19 protein-coding genes and 4 pseudogenes are annotated in these 17,967 nt (G+C 70.0%); 13 read left to right on the top strand and 10 right to left on the bottom strand.

Translation table 11 applies throughout. The features are described from left to right. Nucleotides 1-43 precede the first annotated feature (43 nt). From ACH4VX_RS24555 to ACH4VX_RS24545, 3 genes are all read right to left on the bottom strand, one after another. Complete coding sequence (locus ACH4VX_RS24555) at nucleotides 44-787, bottom strand: hypothetical protein (RefSeq protein ID WP_398370078.1); 744 nt, start codon at nucleotides 785-787, stop codon at nucleotides 44-46. 71 nt (nucleotides 788-858) lie between these two features. Next, the gene (locus tag ACH4VX_RS24550) at nucleotides 859-1,140 is read right to left on the bottom strand and encodes a metal-sensitive transcriptional regulator (protein ID WP_398370077.1); all 282 of its coding nucleotides are present in this window, start codon (nucleotides 1,138-1,140) and stop codon (nucleotides 859-861) included. Between the two features lie 28 nt (nucleotides 1,141-1,168). Beyond that, the gene (locus ACH4VX_RS24545; RefSeq protein WP_398370075.1) at nucleotides 1,169-2,125 is read right to left on the bottom strand and encodes a hypothetical protein; all 957 of its coding nucleotides are present in this window, start codon (nucleotides 2,123-2,125) and stop codon (nucleotides 1,169-1,171) included. A 175-nt stretch (nucleotides 2,126-2,300) separates the two neighbouring features. Here ACH4VX_RS24545 and ACH4VX_RS24540 point away from each other — a divergent pair, with 175 nt between their 5' ends. Together ACH4VX_RS24540 and ACH4VX_RS24535 are read left to right on the top strand one after the other, a co-directional pair. Beyond that, a complete protein-coding gene (locus tag ACH4VX_RS24540) occupies nucleotides 2,301-2,579 on the top strand; it encodes a heavy-metal-associated domain-containing protein (protein WP_398370074.1) in 279 nt (92 codons plus the stop codon). Between the two features lie 90 nt (nucleotides 2,580-2,669). Next, on the top strand, nucleotides 2,670-4,931 hold the full coding sequence (locus tag ACH4VX_RS24535; RefSeq protein WP_398370073.1) for a heavy metal translocating P-type ATPase: 2,262 nt from the start codon (nucleotides 2,670-2,672) through the stop codon (nucleotides 4,929-4,931). A gap of 458 nt (nucleotides 4,932-5,389) precedes the next feature. On the opposite strand, the gene ACH4VX_RS24530 is transcribed toward ACH4VX_RS24535, so the two are convergent. Continuing rightward, nucleotides 5,390-5,629, bottom strand: coding sequence for a hypothetical protein (locus tag ACH4VX_RS24530; RefSeq protein ID WP_398370072.1), 240 nt, complete (start codon nucleotides 5,627-5,629; stop codon nucleotides 5,390-5,392). A 349-nt stretch (nucleotides 5,630-5,978) separates the two neighbouring features. Here ACH4VX_RS24530 and ACH4VX_RS24525 point away from each other — a divergent pair. Next, a pseudogene (locus ACH4VX_RS24525) lies at nucleotides 5,979-6,107 on the top strand (cation transporter); the annotation flags it as partial. A 286-nt stretch (nucleotides 6,108-6,393) separates the two neighbouring features. On the opposite strand, the gene ACH4VX_RS24520 reads toward ACH4VX_RS24525, so the two are convergent. Next, nucleotides 6,394-7,041: a TetR/AcrR family transcriptional regulator gene (locus ACH4VX_RS24520; protein WP_398370070.1), complete on the bottom strand. Its 648-nt coding sequence runs from the start codon at nucleotides 7,039-7,041 to the stop codon at nucleotides 6,394-6,396. Nucleotides 7,042-7,249: 208 nt separating this feature from the next. On the opposite strand from ACH4VX_RS24520, the gene ACH4VX_RS24515 reads away from it, so the two are divergent. Together ACH4VX_RS24515 and ACH4VX_RS24510 are read left to right on the top strand one after the other, a co-directional pair. Then, entirely contained in the window at nucleotides 7,250-8,683 is a 1,434-nt protein-coding gene (locus tag ACH4VX_RS24515) for an MFS transporter (protein WP_398370069.1), read from the top strand. Nucleotides 8,684-8,830: 147 nt separating this feature from the next. Next, the gene (locus tag ACH4VX_RS24510) at nucleotides 8,831-9,241 is read left to right on the top strand and encodes a four-helix bundle copper-binding protein (protein WP_398370067.1); all 411 of its coding nucleotides are present in this window, start codon (nucleotides 8,831-8,833) and stop codon (nucleotides 9,239-9,241) included. A gap of 67 nt (nucleotides 9,242-9,308) precedes the next feature. Here ACH4VX_RS24510 and ACH4VX_RS24505 read toward each other — a convergent pair. Together ACH4VX_RS24505 and ACH4VX_RS24500 are read right to left on the bottom strand one after the other, a co-directional pair. Further along, nucleotides 9,309-9,500: pseudogene (locus tag ACH4VX_RS24505) on the bottom strand (DUF4396 domain-containing protein); the annotation flags it as partial. Nucleotides 9,501-9,546: 46 nt separating this feature from the next. After that, nucleotides 9,547-10,110 (bottom strand): annotated as a pseudogene (locus ACH4VX_RS24500) (RNA-guided endonuclease InsQ/TnpB family protein); the annotation flags it as partial. On the opposite strand from ACH4VX_RS24500, the pseudogene ACH4VX_RS24495 reads away from it, so the two are divergent. Further along, nucleotides 10,091-10,329: pseudogene (locus ACH4VX_RS24495) on the top strand (tyrosine-type recombinase/integrase); the annotation flags it as partial. The pseudogenes ACH4VX_RS24500 and ACH4VX_RS24495 overlap by 20 nt on opposite strands. On the opposite strand, the gene ACH4VX_RS24490 reads toward ACH4VX_RS24495, so the two are convergent. After that, nucleotides 10,319-10,489 (bottom strand): DUF3703 domain-containing protein, encoded by a 171-nt coding sequence (locus ACH4VX_RS24490; protein ID WP_398370066.1) that lies wholly within the window; start codon nucleotides 10,487-10,489, stop codon nucleotides 10,319-10,321. The pseudogene ACH4VX_RS24495 and the gene ACH4VX_RS24490 overlap by 11 nt on opposite strands. Before the next feature lie 78 nt (nucleotides 10,490-10,567). Between ACH4VX_RS24490 and ACH4VX_RS24485 the strand changes: the two genes are divergently transcribed. Both ACH4VX_RS24485 and ACH4VX_RS24480 read left to right on the top strand, forming a co-directional pair. Continuing rightward, entirely contained in the window at nucleotides 10,568-10,903 is a 336-nt protein-coding gene (locus ACH4VX_RS24485) for a metalloregulator ArsR/SmtB family transcription factor (RefSeq protein ID WP_279564973.1), read from the top strand. After that, complete coding sequence (locus ACH4VX_RS24480) at nucleotides 10,903-11,628, top strand: cation transporter (RefSeq protein WP_398370064.1); 726 nt, start codon at nucleotides 10,903-10,905, stop codon at nucleotides 11,626-11,628. The genes ACH4VX_RS24485 and ACH4VX_RS24480 overlap by 1 nt, the downstream gene beginning before the upstream one ends. A 69-nt stretch (nucleotides 11,629-11,697) precedes the next feature. Here ACH4VX_RS24480 and ACH4VX_RS24475 read toward each other — a convergent pair whose 3' ends face one another. Beyond that, nucleotides 11,698-11,937, bottom strand: coding sequence for a hypothetical protein (locus ACH4VX_RS24475; RefSeq protein WP_398370062.1), 240 nt, complete (start codon nucleotides 11,935-11,937; stop codon nucleotides 11,698-11,700). 213 nt (nucleotides 11,938-12,150) lie between these two features. After that, entirely contained in the window at nucleotides 12,151-12,759 is a 609-nt protein-coding gene (locus ACH4VX_RS24470) for a hypothetical protein (protein ID WP_398370060.1), read from the bottom strand. Between the two features lie 302 nt (nucleotides 12,760-13,061). Here ACH4VX_RS24470 and hemL point away from each other — a divergent pair, with 302 nt between their 5' ends. The 5 genes from hemL to ACH4VX_RS24445 all read left to right on the top strand — a co-directional run bounded on the left by hemL (nucleotide 13,062) and on the right by ACH4VX_RS24445 (nucleotide 17,964). Then, nucleotides 13,062-14,378 (top strand): glutamate-1-semialdehyde 2,1-aminomutase, encoded by a 1,317-nt coding sequence (gene hemL, locus ACH4VX_RS24465; protein ID WP_398370058.1) that lies wholly within the window; start codon nucleotides 13,062-13,064, stop codon nucleotides 14,376-14,378. A gap of 41 nt (nucleotides 14,379-14,419) precedes the next feature. Beyond that, the gene (locus ACH4VX_RS24460) at nucleotides 14,420-15,067 is read left to right on the top strand and encodes a histidine phosphatase family protein (protein ID WP_398370186.1); all 648 of its coding nucleotides are present in this window, start codon (nucleotides 14,420-14,422) and stop codon (nucleotides 15,065-15,067) included. A 154-nt stretch (nucleotides 15,068-15,221) separates the two neighbouring features. Continuing rightward, entirely contained in the window at nucleotides 15,222-16,493 is a 1,272-nt protein-coding gene (locus ACH4VX_RS24455) for a hypothetical protein (RefSeq protein ID WP_398370185.1), read from the top strand. A 66-nt stretch (nucleotides 16,494-16,559) separates the two neighbouring features. Then, nucleotides 16,560-17,189 carry a TlpA family protein disulfide reductase gene (locus ACH4VX_RS24450; RefSeq protein ID WP_398370057.1) on the top strand — a complete coding sequence of 210 codons (630 nt, stop codon included), beginning with the start codon at nucleotides 16,560-16,562 and terminating at the stop codon, nucleotides 17,187-17,189. Nucleotide 17,190: 1 nt separating this feature from the next. Beyond that, complete coding sequence (locus ACH4VX_RS24445; RefSeq protein WP_398370056.1) at nucleotides 17,191-17,964, top strand: cytochrome c biogenesis CcdA family protein; 774 nt, start codon at nucleotides 17,191-17,193, stop codon at nucleotides 17,962-17,964. The last annotated feature ends 3 nt before the right edge of the window (nucleotides 17,965-17,967 follow it).

Raw genomic sequence — 17,967 nt, 5'->3', positions numbered from 1 at the left:
CGTTTCCCGGGCTCATGTGCCCTGGATGTGCCCTCGCGGTCGCCTAGCCCAGAGCATCGACGAGTGCTTCGCACAAAGCCTTGGTGTCCTCGATCGCCTGGCGGCACACGCCCTCGGTGAGAACGAGTCGCTGACCGGCGCGTACAGAGGAGTTCGGCACCTTGGCCAGGTACTTGTCGTCCACGATGCCGTCATTGTGGGTGAAGACGTGACGGGCCGCCCAAGTGGTCAGAAGGCGCTGCCACCTCTCTTGACCAAGAACCGGTCGTAGATCGGGGAAGCCGGCGTCGACGAGCAGGTCGGCCATGGGGTCGAGGCGCTGGAAGATGGCACCTTTTCCTCTCACCAGGGTGCCGGCGTCCGGCACGGCGGCGTGGAAGAGGGAGGACGCGAGAGCTTCTACGACTCCGACCACGTTCTCGACCGTGTCCACCCAGTTGCGTGTGAACACTCCCTGCTCGCGGAGCAGCGCCTTCCCCAATCGCCTACTGATCTTCTGCATTCCGTAGTTGCCTGCGGCTTGTATGAGGCGCTTACGCTGCTGTTGGGTCAGGAAGTTCGAGTGCTCGGCGTGATACCCGCAGTACACGCACCACAGAGTGAGGTCGTCGGGCAGGGCCTTGTACTGCTGCATGTCCATCCGGAAGATCAGCGAGCAGTCGGGGCACTGACGACCGAAGAACCCGTCGCCGTCGGAGGGCACGCTGACCTGTATCCGAACCGATTTGCCCGGGCGGCCGACGAGTTCGGCACCGTTGGGCATTCTGAAGTTGCGGGTGTCGCGCATGGGTCGATTGTGGTGTGGTGCACTGACAATGCCGCTGTCTGTGGTGCCGGCCGCCGCGTTCCTGCCGTCCGTCAGGAGCGCACGAGGCGGGCGATGGCGTCGCTGGCTTCCTTCAGCTTGATGTCGCCGCTGTCACTGCCGTCCGCCACGGCGGTGCGTACGCAGGTGTCCATGTGCTCGTCGAGCATCTGCAGGGCGAAGGACTGCAGGGCGCGTGTGGTGGCGGAGACCTGGGTGAGGACGTCGATGCAGTAGGTGTCTTCTTCCACCATTCGCTGCAGGCCTCGGACCTGCCCTTCGATCCGCCGCAGTCGCTTGAGTACGTCCTCTTTTCGATTGCTGTAGCTGGCCATCGGCTTCTTCTCCCTTCTTCTTGCGGGGTCAGTGCTGGTGGTTGCTGTCGCTGTGCTCTTCGCTGGTTGCAGGCTTCGTAGTGCCCGCGGGAGTCGTCTTCCCGGTGTGGACGGTGAAGGCCGCGGTGTGGACGGTTCCGTTGTGCTTGAAGTCGAGGAACAGGCGGTACGTCCCGGTGCTGGGCGCGGTGGCGGTGAAGGAGATGCCGGGACCGGGCTTGGTGGTGCCGTCGCCGGGTTCGCCGCTGGGGTGGACGTGGAGGTAGGCGAGGTCGCCGGAGCGCAGGGCGACCAGGTGGCCGTAGGCGCCCAGGTAGGGCTCCAGGTCGGTGACCGGGCGGCCGTCGCGGCTGACGCTGAGGGTCAGCTCGCCCGCCTTGCCGGGGCGCAGGGCGCCGTTCAGTGTGACGGCGTAGCCGTCGATTGTTGTGGTGGCGGCGGGTTCGGGCAGGGCTGCCGTCCTGTAGGCGCCGGAGGCTGTGAGGTCCGCTCCCAGGGTGAGGTTGGTGGCGTCTTCGGCGTCCGGGGTGAAGTCTGCGAAGACGCGGTAGGTGCCGGCGGCGGGCAGGTCGACGGGGGTGCTCCAGGTGCCGTCGGCTGCGCGGGCGGGGTGCAGGTGGCGGTAGGTGACCAGGTCGCGTGAGGCGAGGATGAGGTGGAGCTCCTTGCCGTGCTCGCGCCGGAAGGATGTCACCCGGCGTCCGTCCTGGTCGCGGATGGCGAAGCGGAGTTCGCTCTCTTCACCTGCGGTCACGTGAGGTGTCTTGAGGTCCAGGGTGTATCCCGCCTCGGAGATCTGCAGGCCCGCGGGGGCGGCGTTCGCGTGGCCGCTGTGGCCGGACGGTGCCGGGCGGTCGTGCTTCGCGTGCGCTGCCGGCTCCTGGTCTCCGGCGGCGGGGTCGATCGCCGCGCCGACCCCGTAGGCAGTGCCGAAGGTGGCCGCGAGCGCGGTAGCGAAAACGGTGATCTTCACGCCGGTGTTCATGACGTGCCCTCTCTTGTCGGCGTCGCGCTTCTGCTGAACCTGACGCCGACTATATACCCCAGGGGGGTATGTGCAAGTGATCCGTCAATGTTTGCCAAACATACCCAGGGGGGGTATACATGGTGGCGCCAGGATACCCCTCGGGGGTACTGATCGCCTTGTCTAGGAGGAACCCATGTCCTGCTGCACCCCCGACGGCAACTGCTCCACCGGCACCACTACGGCCACGGTCACGGCGGGCACCACCACCGTCTACGACGTCTCCGGGATGACCTGCGGCCACTGCAAGGCCACGCTCACCAAGGAGATCGGCGCGCTGGAGGGCGTCCTGGCGGTCGACGTCGATCTCGAAGCCGGCCAGGTCAGCGTCACCACGAAGGACGAGCCCGACGACGCGCTGCTGGCCAAGGTCGTCGACGACGCCGGTTACGAGCTCACCGGCCGCGCGGCCTGAAGCCTCCGCATACCTGCCGGGCCCGCCCGCGGGCCCGGCCACCTCTTTCGTTTTCCTTCCCTTGTTCGCCGACCAGCACGAGGAGCAGTGATGGCCACCACGGTCCCCGACACAGCCGAGGTAGAACTCGCCATCGGCGGTATGACCTGCGCCTCGTGCGCCGCCCGGATCGAGAAGAAGCTCAACCGGATGGACGGGGTCACCGCGACCGTCAACTACGCGACGGAGAAGGCGAAGGTCAGCTACGCCGCTGACGTGTCCGTCCCGGAATTGATCGCCACGGTCGAGGCGACCGGGTACACCGCCCGCGAACCCGAACCGGCGCGCACCGAGGCCGCGTCCGGGCCGGAGGGCGCCGAGACCGCCGACGAGCTGCGCCCCCTGCGGGAGCGGCTGGTGACGGCGGTGGTGCTGGCGGTCCCGGTGATCGCGATGGCGATGGTGCCGGCGCTGCAGTTCGAGTACTGGCAGTGGCTGTCGCTGACTCTGGCGGCGCCCGTGGTGACGTACGCGGCCTGGCCCTTCCACAAGGCCGCGTTCACCAACGCCCGGCACGGCGCGGCCACCATGGACACCCTGATCTCGGTCGGCACGTCCGCGGCGTTCCTGTGGTCGCTGTGGGCGCTGTTCCTCGGCACCGCGGGCACGCCCGGCATGACCCATCCCTTCGAGCTGACCATCGCCCGCGGTGACGGCTCCGGGAACATCTACCTGGAGGCCGCGGCCGGGGTGACCGCCTTCATCCTCGCCGGGCGCTACTTCGAGGCCCGCTCCAAGCGCAAGGCCGGCGCCGCGCTGAAGGCCCTGCTGGAGCTGGGCGCCAAGGACGTCACCGTTCTGGACCCGGACGGCAGCGAACGGACAATCCCCACGGCAGAACTGGCGGTGGGTGACCGCTTCCTGGTCCGCCCCGGCGAGAAGATCGCCACCGACGGCACGGTCGTCGAGGGCACCTCCGCGGTCGACGCCTCCATGCTCACCGGCGAGTCGGTGCCCGTCGAGGTCGGCGTGGGCGACCAGGTCACCGGCGCCACCCTGAACGCGGGCGGCCGGCTGGTGGTCGAGGCGACGCGGGTCGGCGCCGACACGCAGCTGGCGCGGATGGCGAAGCTGGTGGAGGACGCGCAGAACGGCAAGGCCGCGGCCCAGCGGCTCGCCGACCGCATCTCCGGGGTCTTCGTGCCCGTCGTCATCGCCCTGGCGCTGGCCACCCTCGGCTTCTGGATCGGCAACGGCGCCGGACTGACCGCCGCGTTCACCGCCGCCGTGGCGGTTCTGATCATCGCCTGCCCCTGCGCGCTGGGGCTGGCCACCCCGACCGCGCTGATGGTCGGCACCGGGCGCGGCGCCCAGCTCGGCATCCTCATCAAGGGCCCCGAGGTCCTGGAGTCCACCCGCAAGGTCGACACCATCGTCCTCGACAAGACCGGCACCGTCACCACCGGCCGCATGACCCTGCTCGCCGTGCACACCACCGACGGCACCGACGAGACGGACGTACTGCGCCTGGCCGGCGCCCTGGAGCACGCCTCCGAACACCCGATCGCGCAGGCAGTTGCCGCCGGGGCAGCCGACCGCACGGGCACCCTGCCCGTCCCGGAGGACTTCGCCAACGTCCCCGGTCTCGGCGTGCAGGGCATCGTCGAGGGGCACGCCGTCCTCGTGGGCCGCGAGAAGCTCCTCGCCGAGTGGGCCATGGACCTGCCCGTCGACCTGGCACGCGCCAAGGCCGAAGCGGGGGCGGCGGGACGCACCGCGATCGCGGTCGCCTGGGACGGCGAGGCGCGGGCGATCCTGGAGGTCGCCGACGCGGTCAAGGAGACCAGTGCCGAAGCCATCGGTCGACTGCGCGCCCTGGGCCTGACCCCGATTCTCCTCACCGGCGACAACAGGGCCGTCGCCGAGGCGGTGGCGGCGGAGGTCGGAATCGCCCCCGAGCACGTCATCGCCGAGGTCATGCCCGAGGACAAGGTCGATGTCGTCAAGCGCCTCCAGGACGAGGGCCGTTCGGTGGCGATGGTCGGGGACGGGGTCAACGACGCCGCCGCGCTCGCCCAGGCCGACCTGGGGCTCGCCATGGGCACCGGCACCGACGCCGCCATCGAGGCCGGCGACCTCACCCTGGTCCGCGGCGACCTGCGCGCCGCCGCCGACGCCATCCGCCTCGCCCGCAAGACGCTCGGCACCATCAAGTCCAACCTCTTCTGGGCCTTCGCCTACAACATCGCCGCCCTGCCGCTCGCCGCGGCCGGACTCCTCAACCCGATGATCGCCGGAGCGGCCATGGCCTTCTCCTCCGTCTTCGTCGTCGGCAACTCCCTGCGACTGCGTGGCTTCAAGGCCGCGAGCTGAGAACACTGTCCAAGAAAGAGGGTGAGGGCGGGGCCTGATGGCCCGCCCTCACCCTCTTCTGCCCTCCCGCTTCGGGCCCGCAGGGGTCACCCTGCGCCGGCTCCCGAGTACTTGCCCAGCGTGATCTGCACGCGCAGACACATCCCCACCACCTGCCGGACCAACGTCACCTGCGCCGTGCCGACTCCGCACCACGTCCCGCATGACGACGCCTTGGCGGCCCTGGTCGCCAACTGAGCAATGTCCTTCGCTTCCACAGAGCGTCCATACCCCCTCCCCGTATGCTCAGTCATCCTGGAAGCGGTCACTGGTCAGCCGCGGGACAGGGTGCCCTCATCGAAGACGTGCACCTCGCCCAGCGTCCAGCCGTCGACGAGGCGGTGGCCTGGACGTCGAATGCCGCCCGCTACGGGGCTCCGCTCCCCTCTCCGGCCGACCCCGTAGCTCCCCCGGTCGGCTCAGGAGGCGTTGGCCAGGACCTGGCGCAGCTGGTCGGTGGCGGGGAGTCCAGCCAGCCCGTCGGGGATGCGGTACACCCGGCAGGTCAGGCCGGCTGCGTGGTCGGGCTCGGTGAAGGGGTCTTGGCCGTCGACGAGGATGGTCGGCGAGCCGGTGAAGCCGAGCCGCTCGGCCTCCGCCTGGTCTGCGATGGTCCGGGTGGTGAACGCGGTGTCGTGCAGACCGAGGTCGTCGAGCACACCTCTGAGCTGCTCGGCGGCAGGCGTCGCGTCGGGGCGGGCACGACAAGGATCTCGATCTCCATGCCTCCAGGATCGCGCGTCCTGCCGCAGCGCCCCAAAGTCATGACGGCTCTGCCATCTCTTCCCGCGACGCGCAGATCGTCGTCTGCTCACCGCAAACCAGGGCCATCGTCTACAGCAGTGACACTCACATGGCCGGTCACAGCCACGACCTGCCGTTCTTCGCCCAGGCACGCAGTCCGTGGCCGGCTGACGCGAGCGGGATCACGCCTCCAGCGGCACGCCGGAGGACTTGAGCAGCACCGCGAGATCGCCGGCAGTGGCATCGGTGTGTTCAGCCCCGCCCGGGTCCGCCTCCGCGATCGCCGACTCCAAGCAGACGCTCCTGTGCACGTACCTGTCGGCCGTCCTCCTGGTCGGCTTGGCCCTCAACGCCACCTTCGGCTGGTCCTGGGCCGATCCGATCGCCGCCATATCGCTCGTTCCCTCCCGCTGAGTATAGATACCCCGGGTGGGTATCTTTCTTGCGGCGGAACGATATACCCCCTGGGGTATCTCGGAAAGGGGTTGTTGTTCTGGGACAGGCTGTGTGCGAGGTCATCCAGGCCCGGCGGAGAGTCCGGAGGCGGGAGCTGTCACTGGGTCACCGTCTGTGGGCATGCCGCAGCAGGCCGTGGTGGGTGCGAGACTTCCGGGTCGACCCTGGGCGTCAGATCGGCGCGGGTCCGGTCCTGTGTGGATGCCGGGCGGGCGGGCGTCCGTCAGGCGGGGCGGGGGCTGTAGTGGCCCAGGAACATGTCGACGCCGCTCACGGTGAGGCGGTCGGTGAGGTCCTCGTCGATGTGTGTGCCGTAGGTGCCGAAGATCAGGTGGGGGAAGATCAGGAGTGCGTAGAGCTGGATGATCGCCGTTTCCGGGTCGGGAATGACCAGGCGGCCTTGGTCGGCGAGGGTGCGCAGGGTCTGGGCGGCGGCGGGGTGATGGCCTTCCGGCCCGTGGTGTTGCCAGGCCCGGCCCAGCTCGGGAAAGCGGCGCGCCTCAACGGCGACCAGATTGCGCAGCGCGGTGACGTCGTCGTTGGTGCGCACCGAGTGGACCCACCGTCGCGCGGCGTCGAGCAGGGCCGGGCGGAGGTCGTCGGCCTCGACGAGCTTGGCGAGCGCGGCTGACGGCTCCCCGGACAGGGAGTCGTCCAGTGCGCCGGCGATCACCGCGGTGAAGAGCGCTTCCTTGCTGCCGAAGTGGTTGTAGACCGTCACCTTGGAGACGCCCGCCGCTGCGGCAATGGTGTCCATACCGATGCCGAAGCCGTGCCGGAGGAAAAGTTCGCGGGCGGCTCGCACGATGGCCTGTCGCTTGAGGGTGGCGCGAGGCCCGCTCGGTGGCTGCTTGGCCCCTTCCGTGTCCATGCGCCGAGCCTACACCTGCCTGTACTGAACGGTTGAGTTCATATGAACTGCACAGTACAGTTCAATTCATCGGCCGTGGTCACCCTGCGGCATGCCGGTTCGTCGCTGCCATCCGTACGCATCGCGCGTCGGCGACCGACTCCACAGCTCCTTCGCCTCGTCCTCCGCCCCCGGGCCTCATTCCGTGGGCCTCGTCCAAGGACTCAAAATGACGCACCCGACCGTCGGCGCTTCGCACCCACCGGGCCACGCCGACCCCCACGCCCATCCACACAGGTGGGTCGCTCTGGCTCTCATCTGCCTGGCGCAGTTCATGCTGATCCTCGACGTCACCGTCGTGAACGTGGCGCTGCCCGACATGGCCGCGGACCTCGACCTCGGCCGTGAGTCACTGACCTGGGTCGTCACTGCGTACACCCTCTGCTTCGGCGGCCTCATGCTGCTCGGCGGACGTCTCGCGGACGTGCTGGGCGCCCGCCGGACCCTGCTGGTCGGACTGGCTCTGTTCACGGCTGCCTCGCTGGTCTGCGGCCTGGCGGGCAACGCAGCGGTCCTGCTGGGCGGGCGCATCGCCCAGGGGGTCGGCGCGGCACTGCTCTCTCCCGCCGCACTTTCCCTCGTCACGGCCACTTTCCACGGCCCCGAACGCACCAAGGCCCTCGGCGCATGGGCGGCCATCGGCGGGTCCGGCGCCGCCGCCGGTGTCCTGCTCGGCGGGGCGCTCACCGACGGACCGGGCTGGCCATGGGTCTTCTATGTCAACGTGCCCGTGGGACTCGTCGTCCTGGCCGCCCTCCCTGGCGTCGTGGCGGCCCGTGCCCCACAACCGGCCCGACTCGACCTTCCGGGGGCCCTGCTGGCCACCGCCGGAACCGGCGCGCTGATCTACGGCCTGGTGGAAGCGGGAGACTCGGGCTGGGGGAGCCCGTCCACCCTGTCCCCGCTGGCCGGCGCCCTGGCGGCCTACGCACTGTTCACCGCCGTTGAGCGCACCAGTCGTGCTCCGCTGATGGACCTGCGCATGTTCACCCGGCGGCCCGTCCTCGCCGGGGCGTTTCTCATGCTTATGGCCACGGCGCTGCTGATCGCCTACTTCTTCCTCGGGTCGGTGTACCTCCAGCACCTGCGCGGCTTCAGCCCGCTGAGGACCGGACTGGTCTTCCTGCCCGTAGCCGTCGCCACCGGCGTCGGCGCACACCTGGGCTCCCGCCTGGTCGGCAGGATCGGCAGCCGTGCGACGGCCGGCGGCGGCATGGCGGTCACCGCCGCCGGAACCGTGTCGCTGGCCCGGCTCTCGAACACGGACAGCGTGTACGCCGTGCTGCTGCCGGGCTTCGTCGTCGCCGCCCTCGGTCTGGGCGCGGTCTTCGTCACCGCGACCACCACGGCGCTCGCCATGGTCGAGCACCGAGAGGCCGGGCTGGCGTCCGGTGTGGTCAACACCTTTCACGAAGTCGGCGGCTCGATCGGCGTGGCAGTCGTCTCCACCGTCGCGGCCTCAGGCTTCGAACGGGGATCCGCCGGCGGATTCACCGACGCGTTCACGCTGTGCGCGGCAGCGGCCGCGGTGACCGCAGTCGTGGCCCTGCCGCTCGTGCCGCGGGGCAAGCCCCGGATGACGGGCGGACCGCACGTGCACTGACCTCTGTCCCGCCCCGTGAAGCCGACGTTCTTCCTCGGAGTGCGCGAGGCGGTGACCGTTTGCGGCGCGCGGTCGGGTGATACCCGGCAGGCACCGCGCGACGGACGCTGTCCGGTGCTCCGTCAGCAGCAGAACAGGAGCGGCCCCATGAGCACATCCGTCAACGACATGCTCCGCACCTACCCCGCAGACCTGGGTGGCGTGGACCAGGAAGCGATGGCCAGGTGCATCGAGGAGTGCCTCGCCTGCGCTCAGGCGTGTACCGCGTGCGCCGACGCCTGTCTGTCGGAGGGCATGGTCGGCGATCTGACCAAGTGCATCCGCACCGACATGGACTGCGCCGACGTCTGCAACGCCACCGCATCGGTCTTGTCCCGGCACACCGGCTACGACGCCAACATCACCCGGGCCGTCCTGCAAGCCTGCGCCACCGTCTGCAAGGCGTGCGCCGACGAGTGTGCCGCCCACGCCGACATGCACGAGCACTGCCGCGTCTGCGCCGAAGCGTGCCGACGCTGCGAGCAGGCATGCAACGACTTGCTGGCGAGTCTGGGCTGACTTCGGCTGCTCAACGCCGGGCGGCCCCCAGGTTTCTGGGGGCCGCCCGGCGTTGTGGTGATGCGGTTCAGTGGTAGGCGTGGACGACGGCGTGGCCCTTGCCGCGGCCGATCATCCACTTGTTGACCGGCGTGGTGATCACGAACGCCACGGCGAAGCCGCCGAGCAGGGCGTACCAGAACAGGCCGTCGGACAGGTGTGCGTCCATCGCGTCCGGTACGAGGGCGATGATGCCGTTGTCGACCAGTTCCATCACGGCGGTGACTCCACCCACCGCTGAAGCGGCGGGCTTCCTGTGTCGGTGGCTAAGCACCGTCGCAGAGGGCCGGCCCGGCCCTGTGCAGGACGTTCAGCGCGCCGACGTGGTCGGCGTTGGCGGTGAAGCCGCACGCGGTGCACTCGAAGTCGGCTTGGGTGACGCGGTTCTCCTTGGCGACGTGCCCGCAGGCGGGGCAGGTGCGGGAGGTGTTGCGGGCGTCCACCGGGATCACGCGGCGAGCGGCACTCTCAGCCTTCTGCGCCAGGATTCCCAGGAACAACCCCCAACCCGCGTCGAGGATGCTGCGGTTGAGTCCGGCCTTCGCGGCGGCCCCGTTCGGCAGGAAACCGCCGGGAGTCCCGGGATCGGGCCTGGCTGCCGGGCTCTTGGTCATCCCGGCGGTGTTCAGCCTCTCGTGGGCGACCACGTCGTGATCGCGCAGCAGTTCGTTCGCCCGCTTGTGGTGGTGGTCGAGCCGCTGCCTGCGGATCTTCGCGTGGATCGTGGCGACCTTCCGGGCCGCCGCGCGGTGGCGCTTGGTGCGCTGCCGGGTCCGCTTGGGGAATGTCGCGAGGTGCTGCTGGGCGGCGGCCAGCTCCCTGCAGGCGGCCCCGGAGGACGGCATCACGCCCTCCGGCACGCGTACGCCTCCGTGCTCCTGGACGCGGGGGAGAGCATCAAAGCGCTCTCCGGGTACCTCGGCCACTCGGACCCCGGCTTCACGCTCCGGACGTACACGCACCTGTTGCCGTCCAGCGAGACCCGCACTCGCAAGGCGATCGACGATGCCTTGACAGCCACCCGCAGCGCCCCGGCCGTCACGCGGTGAGGCCGGGCCGGGTGCGGCCGGTGTTGCCGTCCGGGTACTTCCCGGCCGCTGAGCCGGGGGCGGCGACCAGCAAGCGCACGAGCTGTATGAGCGCTGCGGTGAGGTCGCCTTGGCGCAGGGCGAGGCGGAGCATCACGGCGTGGGTGCGGGTGTGGGACATCGGCCCGGTCTGGCACGGCAGGGACCTCCAGATGATCCAGGGATTCCTGAATTCAGGATTGTGTGTACCATGGTGTCCATGCTGAGTCTCGCCACCGACCTTGATGCGCTGACCCGGTTCGGTCGGGCGCTGGCCGACCCGATCCGCTGTCGCATCCTGCTCGCTCTGCGCGAGGAGCCGGCCCACCCGGCCACGCTGGCCGACCTGCTGGAGATCTCCCGCACCCGGCTGTCGAACCATCTGGCCTGTCTGCGGGACTGCGGATTGGTCGTCGCCGTGCCGGAGGGACGCCGGGTGCGCTACGAGCTGGCGGACGAGCGGCTGGGACACGCGCTGGACGACCTGCGCACCGCCGTGGTCGCCGTCGAGGCCGACAAGACCTGCGTGGACGCCGACGAAAAGGGCTGCTGCTGATGACAGCGGACATCTCCATATCCCTCGGCCCGTCCCCGGCCCGCCGTGACGTCCTGGCCAAGCGGATACGTCTGTTGGTGGCCGCGACGATCACCTACAACGTGATCGAGGCGGTCGTCGCCATCATCGCCGGCACTATGGCTTCCTCCACCGCGCTGATCGGCTTTGGCCTGGACTCGGTCATCGAGGTCTCCTCGGCCGCTGCGGTCGCCTGGCAGTTCTCCGCCCGCGACCACGACCTGCGCGAAGCCCGCGAGAAGGTCACCCTGCGGATCATCGCCGTCTCCTTCTTCGCGCTCGCTGCTTACGTCTCCTTCGACGCCGTCCGCGCGCTGACCGGCACGAGCGAGGCCGAGCGCTCCATCCCCGGCATCGTCATCGCCGCCCTGTCCCTGGCGATCATGCCGTTCCTGTCCTACGCCCAGCGCAAGGCCGGACGCGAACTCGGCTCCGCCTCGGCCGTGGCGGACTCCAAGCAGACCCTGCTGTGCACCTACCTGTCCGCGGTGCTGCTGGTGGGGCTGGTCCTCAACGCCACCCTCGGCTGGTCCTGGGCCGACCCGATCGCCGCCCTCGTCATCGCCGCCATCGCGGTCAAGGAGGGCATTGAGGCGTGGCAGGGCAAGGGCTGTTGCGCGCCGAACGCCACTGCCGTGGGCGCCGGTGCGGGCAAGGCCGAGTCGGACGCCTGCGGCAGCTGCGGCCCGGGCTGCGACTGCTGCTGAGCGGCACCTGCCGAACGAGAAAGAGCTCCGGGCCCCGCGTGATGCGGGAGACGGAGCCCCTTCTCGTTGTCAGCGGGTGCTCTTGACGAGCAGCGGCAGGTCGAACGGCTTGCCGGCGGTGTCGGTCAGGACCAGGTCGGGCTTGGTGAAGCCGCTGTCCAGCGCGGTGCCCCGGTAGGGGGAGTTGTCCGCCTGGGAGACCACGGCAGCGGGCTCCGCGTCGGCGTGATGCTCTTCGGAGGCGCCGCACCCGGCCAGGAGCACCGCGGCGGCGGCGGTCAGGCGGATCGGACGCGTGCGGTGCTGCATGGTCGGCTTCTCAGTTTTTTCGGACTCGGCCGCGGATGGGCTCCGCCACCGGCAGCTCCAGATACAACAGGTCGCAGGCGTCGTCCCCGCCTCTCCCCAGGGCACACCGGTGCCCCGGGCGAGATCAATGTGCCCTGGCCGCCTGACGGCCCCTTCCCGGCACGGAAAAGGGCGAGGCCCGAAGACCCCGCCCGACCCCTACGAAACCCCAGCTCAGGGCCACACCAGGCAGTAAGGCTGATGCCCCGCCTCATGCAGCCGATGGCTGAAGTCCTGCCACTCGTGCAGCAGCTGGTACACGTTGAACGCGTCGCGCGGGCCGCCGCGGTCCGGGACCGTCGACCAGATGAAGGCCGCCGCGCCGACCGCTTCCTCGCCTATCCCGCGCAGCGGGTCGACGACCGTCATGGGGAGTTTCACGACCGCGTAGTCGGGGTGCAGGACGACCAGTTCCAGGGGTGGGACCTTGTGCAGGGGGACGCCCTCGATGCCCGTGAGGACCATCGCGGCCATGGTTTCCGGCTTGATCTTGGTGAACATGCCGTTCATGCCGAGCTCGTCGCCGCCGAGTTCCTCGGGGCGCATCGAGATCGGGACGCGGGCCGCGGTGGCGCCGTCCGGCGCGCCGAAATACTTGTACGTCACCCCCACCCGACCACCATTCCTGCTCCCTGCCCCTCCAGGGGGGCCGATCCGCTCCGGCTCGCCGCGCGTCCGGCGCGGCTCGTCCGTGTCCTCCGCCTCGCGCCGGTGCTTCCCCCGCCGGGCACGTCGAGGACCCAGGTCATCAGTCCCCTCGCCCAGTCCGCCACCGCGATGCATATCTCCACCCGACTGCTTTTCTAGGACGCGTGGCCCCCGCCGCGCAACCCGATCATCGTGTCAGTGACCTCCCCCACGGCCGCCCGCCGAAACGTGCGGTGAAACATCTGCCCGCGGGACCCCCGCAGCCTCCGGCCGGCCCCGGCCGGGTGAGCTGTGTGTATCAAACGCCAGTTTCGCAGATCACGGCGGATCGGGGGCCGGATGCCGGAGGCCGCCCCTGGCCTACCCTGGACACGTCATACGCACCCGGAGCCGGGAAACTCCCGGAATGACGGAGAAGGTCGGAGAAGTCGCAGGTCATGAGCGAACTGCCATATTCGTACGAAGCCCAAGCCTCGCAGGCGCTGTTCGATCGTGCCGCGGCCGTCACTCCCGGTGGTGTGAACTCACCGGTGCGTGCCTTCCGCGCCGTCGGCGGCACGCCCCGGTTCATGGTGTCGGGCACCGGCCCGTACCTGACCGACGCCGACGGACGCGAGTACGTCGACCTGGTCTGCTCCTGGGGGCCGATGATCCTCGGGCACGCGCACCCCGAGGTGATCGCCGCCGTACAGGAGGCCGTCGCGCGCGGTACGTCCTTCGGCACGCCCGGTGAGGGCGAGGTCGCGCTCGCCGAGGAGATGACCGCCCGGATCGAGCCGCTGGAGCAGGTGCGGCTCGTCTCCAGCGGGACCGAGGCCACCATGTCGGCGATCCGGCTCGCCCGCGGGTTCACGCGGCGCACCAAGGTGATCAAGTTCGCCGGCTGCTACCACGGGCACGTCGACTCGCTGCTCGCCTCCGCCGGCTCCGGGGTGGCCACGTTCGCGCTCCCCGACACGCCCGGCGTCACCGGCGCCCAGGCGGGCGACACGATCGTCCTGCCGTACAACGACCTCGACGCCGTGCACGCCGCCTTCGCCGCGCACCCGGGTGAGATCGCCTGCGTGATCACCGAGGCGTCCCCGGGCAACATGGGCGTCGTACCGCCGCTGCCCGGGTTCAACCAGGGGCTGAAGGACGCGTGCGCCGCGAACGGCGCGCTGTATGTCTCCGACGAGGTCATGACGGGGTTCAGGACCAGTCGGGAAGGGTGGTACGGCGTCGACGGCGTCCGGCCCGACCTGATGACCTTCGGCAAGGTGATGGGCGGCGGCTTCCCGGCCGCGGCCTTCGGCGGGCGCGCCGATGTGATGGGCCACCTCGCCCCCGCCGGGCCCGTCTACCAGGCCGGCACCCTCTCCGGCAACCCCGTCGCCACCGCCGCCGGGCTCGCCCAGCTGCGGCTGCTCGACGACGCCGCGTACGAGAAGGTGAACGACGTCTCCGCGCAGGTCCGGTCCCTCGTCACGGAGGCGCTCGGCAAGGAGGGCGTCGCGCACACGCTGCAGAACGCCTCCAACATGTTCTCCGTCTTCTTCACCGACCGCCCGGTGCGCAACTACGAGGACGCCAAGGCGCAGGAGTCGTTCCGCTACACCGCGTTCTTCCACTCCCTCCTCGCGAACGGCGTCTACCTGCCGCCGTCGTCCTTCGAGTCCTGGTTCGTGTCCACCGCGCACGACGAGCGGGCCGTCCAGCGGATCGCCGACGCCCTTCCGGCGGCGGCCCGAGCGGCAGCGGAGGCGACCGCGTGAGCACCCCGAAGAAGGACGACGACGTCACCGTCGTCCACCTCATGCGGCACGGCGAGGTCGAGAACCCGGACGGCGTCCTCTACGGCCGGCTCGCCGGCTACCACCTCTCCGAGCTGGGCCGGCGCATGGCCGACCGGGTCGGGGAGCACCTCGCCTCCCGCGACATCACGTACGTCGTCGCCTCCCCGCTGGAGCGGGCGCAGGAGACGGCCGAGCCCATCGCCAAGGCGCACGGCCTGGACATCGCCACCGACGGGCGGCTGATCGAGGCGGAGAACGTCTTCCAGGGCAAGACCTTCGGCATCGGCGACGGCGCGCTGCGCCGCCCGGCCAACTGGAAGCACGTCGTCAACCCGTTCAAGCCGTCCTGGGGCGAGCCGTACGTCGAGCAGGTCATCCGCATGATGGGCGCGCTGAACGCGGCCAAGGACGCGGCGCGCGGACACGAGGCGGTGCTGGTCAGCCACCAGCTGCCGATCTGGATCGTGCGGTCCTACGTCGAGAAGCGGCGGCTGTGGCACGACCCGCGCAAGCGGCAGTGCACGCTCGCCTCGCTGACCACCTTCACCTACCAGGGGGACAGGATCGTCTCCGTCGGCTACAGCGAGCCGGCCCGTGATCTCGTCCCCGCGCATCTGCTCGCGGGCGCCAAGCCGGTGAAGGGGAAGGGCAAGGCCTTCGGGGCGTAGTCCTCGAAGGTTCCCGCACCGACGGCCGCTTCGAACTCCGTTGCGAAACCTTCGCACGAGGCGGGAACCCCCCGCTTCGTCACGTCCTCTGAAGAAGTGACCACCAGAGGACGTGACGAACGGGGTTGCCATGCGCAGTCTCACCCGCAGGGGAATGCTCGGGCTCGGGGCGGGAGCCGCGGCCGCGGTCTCGCTGGCGGGCTGCGGCGGCCACGAGGATCCGGACGGCGCAGCCCGCCCCGGCGGCGGCGGTGACCGGTCCGGGACGCCGAAGCCCGAGCCGAAGCCGACGGACACCGCCCGCCCGATCGGTGACGGCTCCACCGCCTTCACCGGCAGGCAGCCCCACCAGCCCGACGGGCCGGTGCCGCTGGAACCGGGTCAGACCCCGCCGCAGTTCGTCGTCTTCTCCTGGGACGGGGCCGGTGAGGTCGGCAACGGCCTCTTCCCGCGCTTCCTGGACCTCGCCAAGGAGCACGGCGCGTCCATGACCTTCTTCCTCTCGGGCGTGTACCTGCTCCCCGAGTCGAAGAAGCGGCTCTACGACCCGCCGAACAACCCGCGCGGCGCCTCCGACATCGGCTACCTCACCGACGGCCACATCAGGGACACGCTGAAGAACCTCCGCCGCGCCTGGCTCGAAGGGCACGAGATCGGCACCCACTTCAACGGCCACTTCTGCGGGGGCTCCGGCAGCGTCGGCGGCTGGACGTCGCAGCAGTGGCGCAGCGAGATCGAGCAGGCCAAGTCCTTCGTCAAGGAGTGGCGGACCAACTCCGGCTGGACCGACCTGGACCCGCTCCCCTTCGACTACGACAAGGAGCTCGTCGGCGGCCGTACGCCCTGTCTGCTCGGCCAGGACAACCTGCTGCCCACCGCCCGCGAGCTCGGCTGGCGCTACGACGCCTCCTCGCCCGGCGGCCGTCAGGTCTGGCCGTCGAAGAAGCAGGGCATATGGGACCTGCCCCTGCAGCAGATACCGTTCCCCGGTCACTCCTTCGAGGTCCTCTCGATGGACTACAACATCCTGGCCAACCAGTCGGTCAACTCGACCAACGCGCCGGCCCACAACCACCCGGGCTGGCGACGGCAGGCGACCCGGGCGTACATATCGGGCTTCAAGCGGGCATACAAGTCGAACCGGGCGCCCTTCTTCGTCGGCAACCACTTCGAGCAGTGGAACGGCGGCATCTACATGGACGCCGTGGAGGAAGCCCTCAAGCACATCGCGCGGGAGAAGGAGAAGGGCGGCGACGTGAGGCTCGTCTCCTTCCGGCAGTTCACCGACTGGCTGGACGTGCAGAAGCCGGAGGTGCTGGAACGGCTCCGCACCCTGGACGTCGGCCAGGAACCGGCCGGGGGCTGGAAGGCGTTCACCGGGGAGACCGGCGGCACGACCGGAACGGGCACCGGCAACGCCGCCTGATATGCGGATTTCCGCCCGCACGGGGGGTGCCCAAGATCCCCGGAACGGGCATGCGAAACTTTTCACATGAGTGCCGCCAGCCGCGCCCCCCAGCGCTCGAACCGCGTCCTCCGCGTCCGCCGTCGCGCCACCCTGGCCGCCGGCACCGCCGCGGTCGCACTGCTCGTCTCCGCCTGCGGGTCGGGCGGAACGTCCGGCGGGGGCGGCAACACCAACTTCGTCACCGGAACCGACGGCATCTCCACGGTTCCCGAGGGCAAGCGGGTCGCCGCGCCCGAGCTGTCCGGGAAGACGCTCGAGGGCGAGCAGCTCGACGTCGCCGACCACAAGGGCAAGGTCGTCGTCCTCAACGTCTGGGGCTCCTGGTGCAACCCGTGCCGCGCGGAGGCCAAGTACTTCGCCAAGGTGTCCAAGGACTACGCCGGCCGGGACGTGGAGTTCGTCGGCATCAACACACGGGACGGCAGCACCACGGCCGCCCTCGCCTTCGAGAAGGACTTCGGCATCCCCTACCCGAGTCTGTACGACCCCACGGGCAAGCTGATGCTCCGCTTCGAGAAGGGCACCCTCAACCCGCAGGCCGTCCCCTCCACCCTGGTCCTGGACCGGGACGGGAGGATCGCGGCCCGTTCACTGACCGCGCTCGACGAGGAACGCCTGCTGAAGATGCTCGAGCCGGTCGTCGCGGAGAAGTGACGTGACGACCCTGCACACGCTCGCCGCGGAGACGGGCTACAACGGCACGGTGCTCGACGGCGCCCTGCTGGTCGCCCTGCCCATCGCACTGCTCGCCGGGCTGGTCTCCTTCTTCTCGCCCTGCGTGCTGCCGCTGGTCCCCGGCTACCTCTCCTACGTCACCGGCGTCTCCGGCACCGACCTGGCCGAGGCCCGGCGCGGACGCATGGTCGCCGGCGCCTCCCTGTTCGTGCTCGGCTTCACCGCCGTGTTCGTCTCCGGCGGCGCCTTCTTCGGCTACTTCGGGCAGACCCTGCAGGAGCAGTCGGGCGTCCTGTCCAAGGTGCTCGGCGTCCTCATGATCCTCATGGGTGTCTTCTTCATGGGCCTGATGCCCTGGCTCACCCAGCGCGAGTTCCGCTTCCACAAACGGCCGGCCACCGGCCTGGTCGGCGCCCCCGTCCTCGGCGCCCTGTTCGGCATCGGCTGGACCCCCTGCATCGGTCCCACCCTCGCCTCCGTCATCACGCTCTCCGCACAGCAGGAGAGCGCCGGGCGCGGCGCCCTGCTGACCGTCGCGTACTGTCTGGGACTGGGCGTGCCCTTCGTGCTCACGGCCGTGGCCTTCCGCAAGGCGCTCGGTGCCTTCGGCTGGGTCAAGCGGCACTACGTCTGGGTCCTGCGCATCGGCGGCACGATGATGATCGTGACCGGTGTGCTGCTGCTGACCGGCGCGTGGGACAGCCTCGTGGCGGAGATGCAGACCTGGTCCAACGGCTTCACTGTGGGGATCTGACCC

This window comes from Streptomyces sp. NPDC020731 (assembly GCF_044334705.1).
GTDB lineage: Bacteria > Actinomycetota > Actinomycetes > Streptomycetales > Streptomycetaceae > Streptomyces.
The sequence above is the reverse complement of the archived record's forward strand: the minus strand, read 5'-3'. Positions and strand labels throughout refer to the sequence as shown.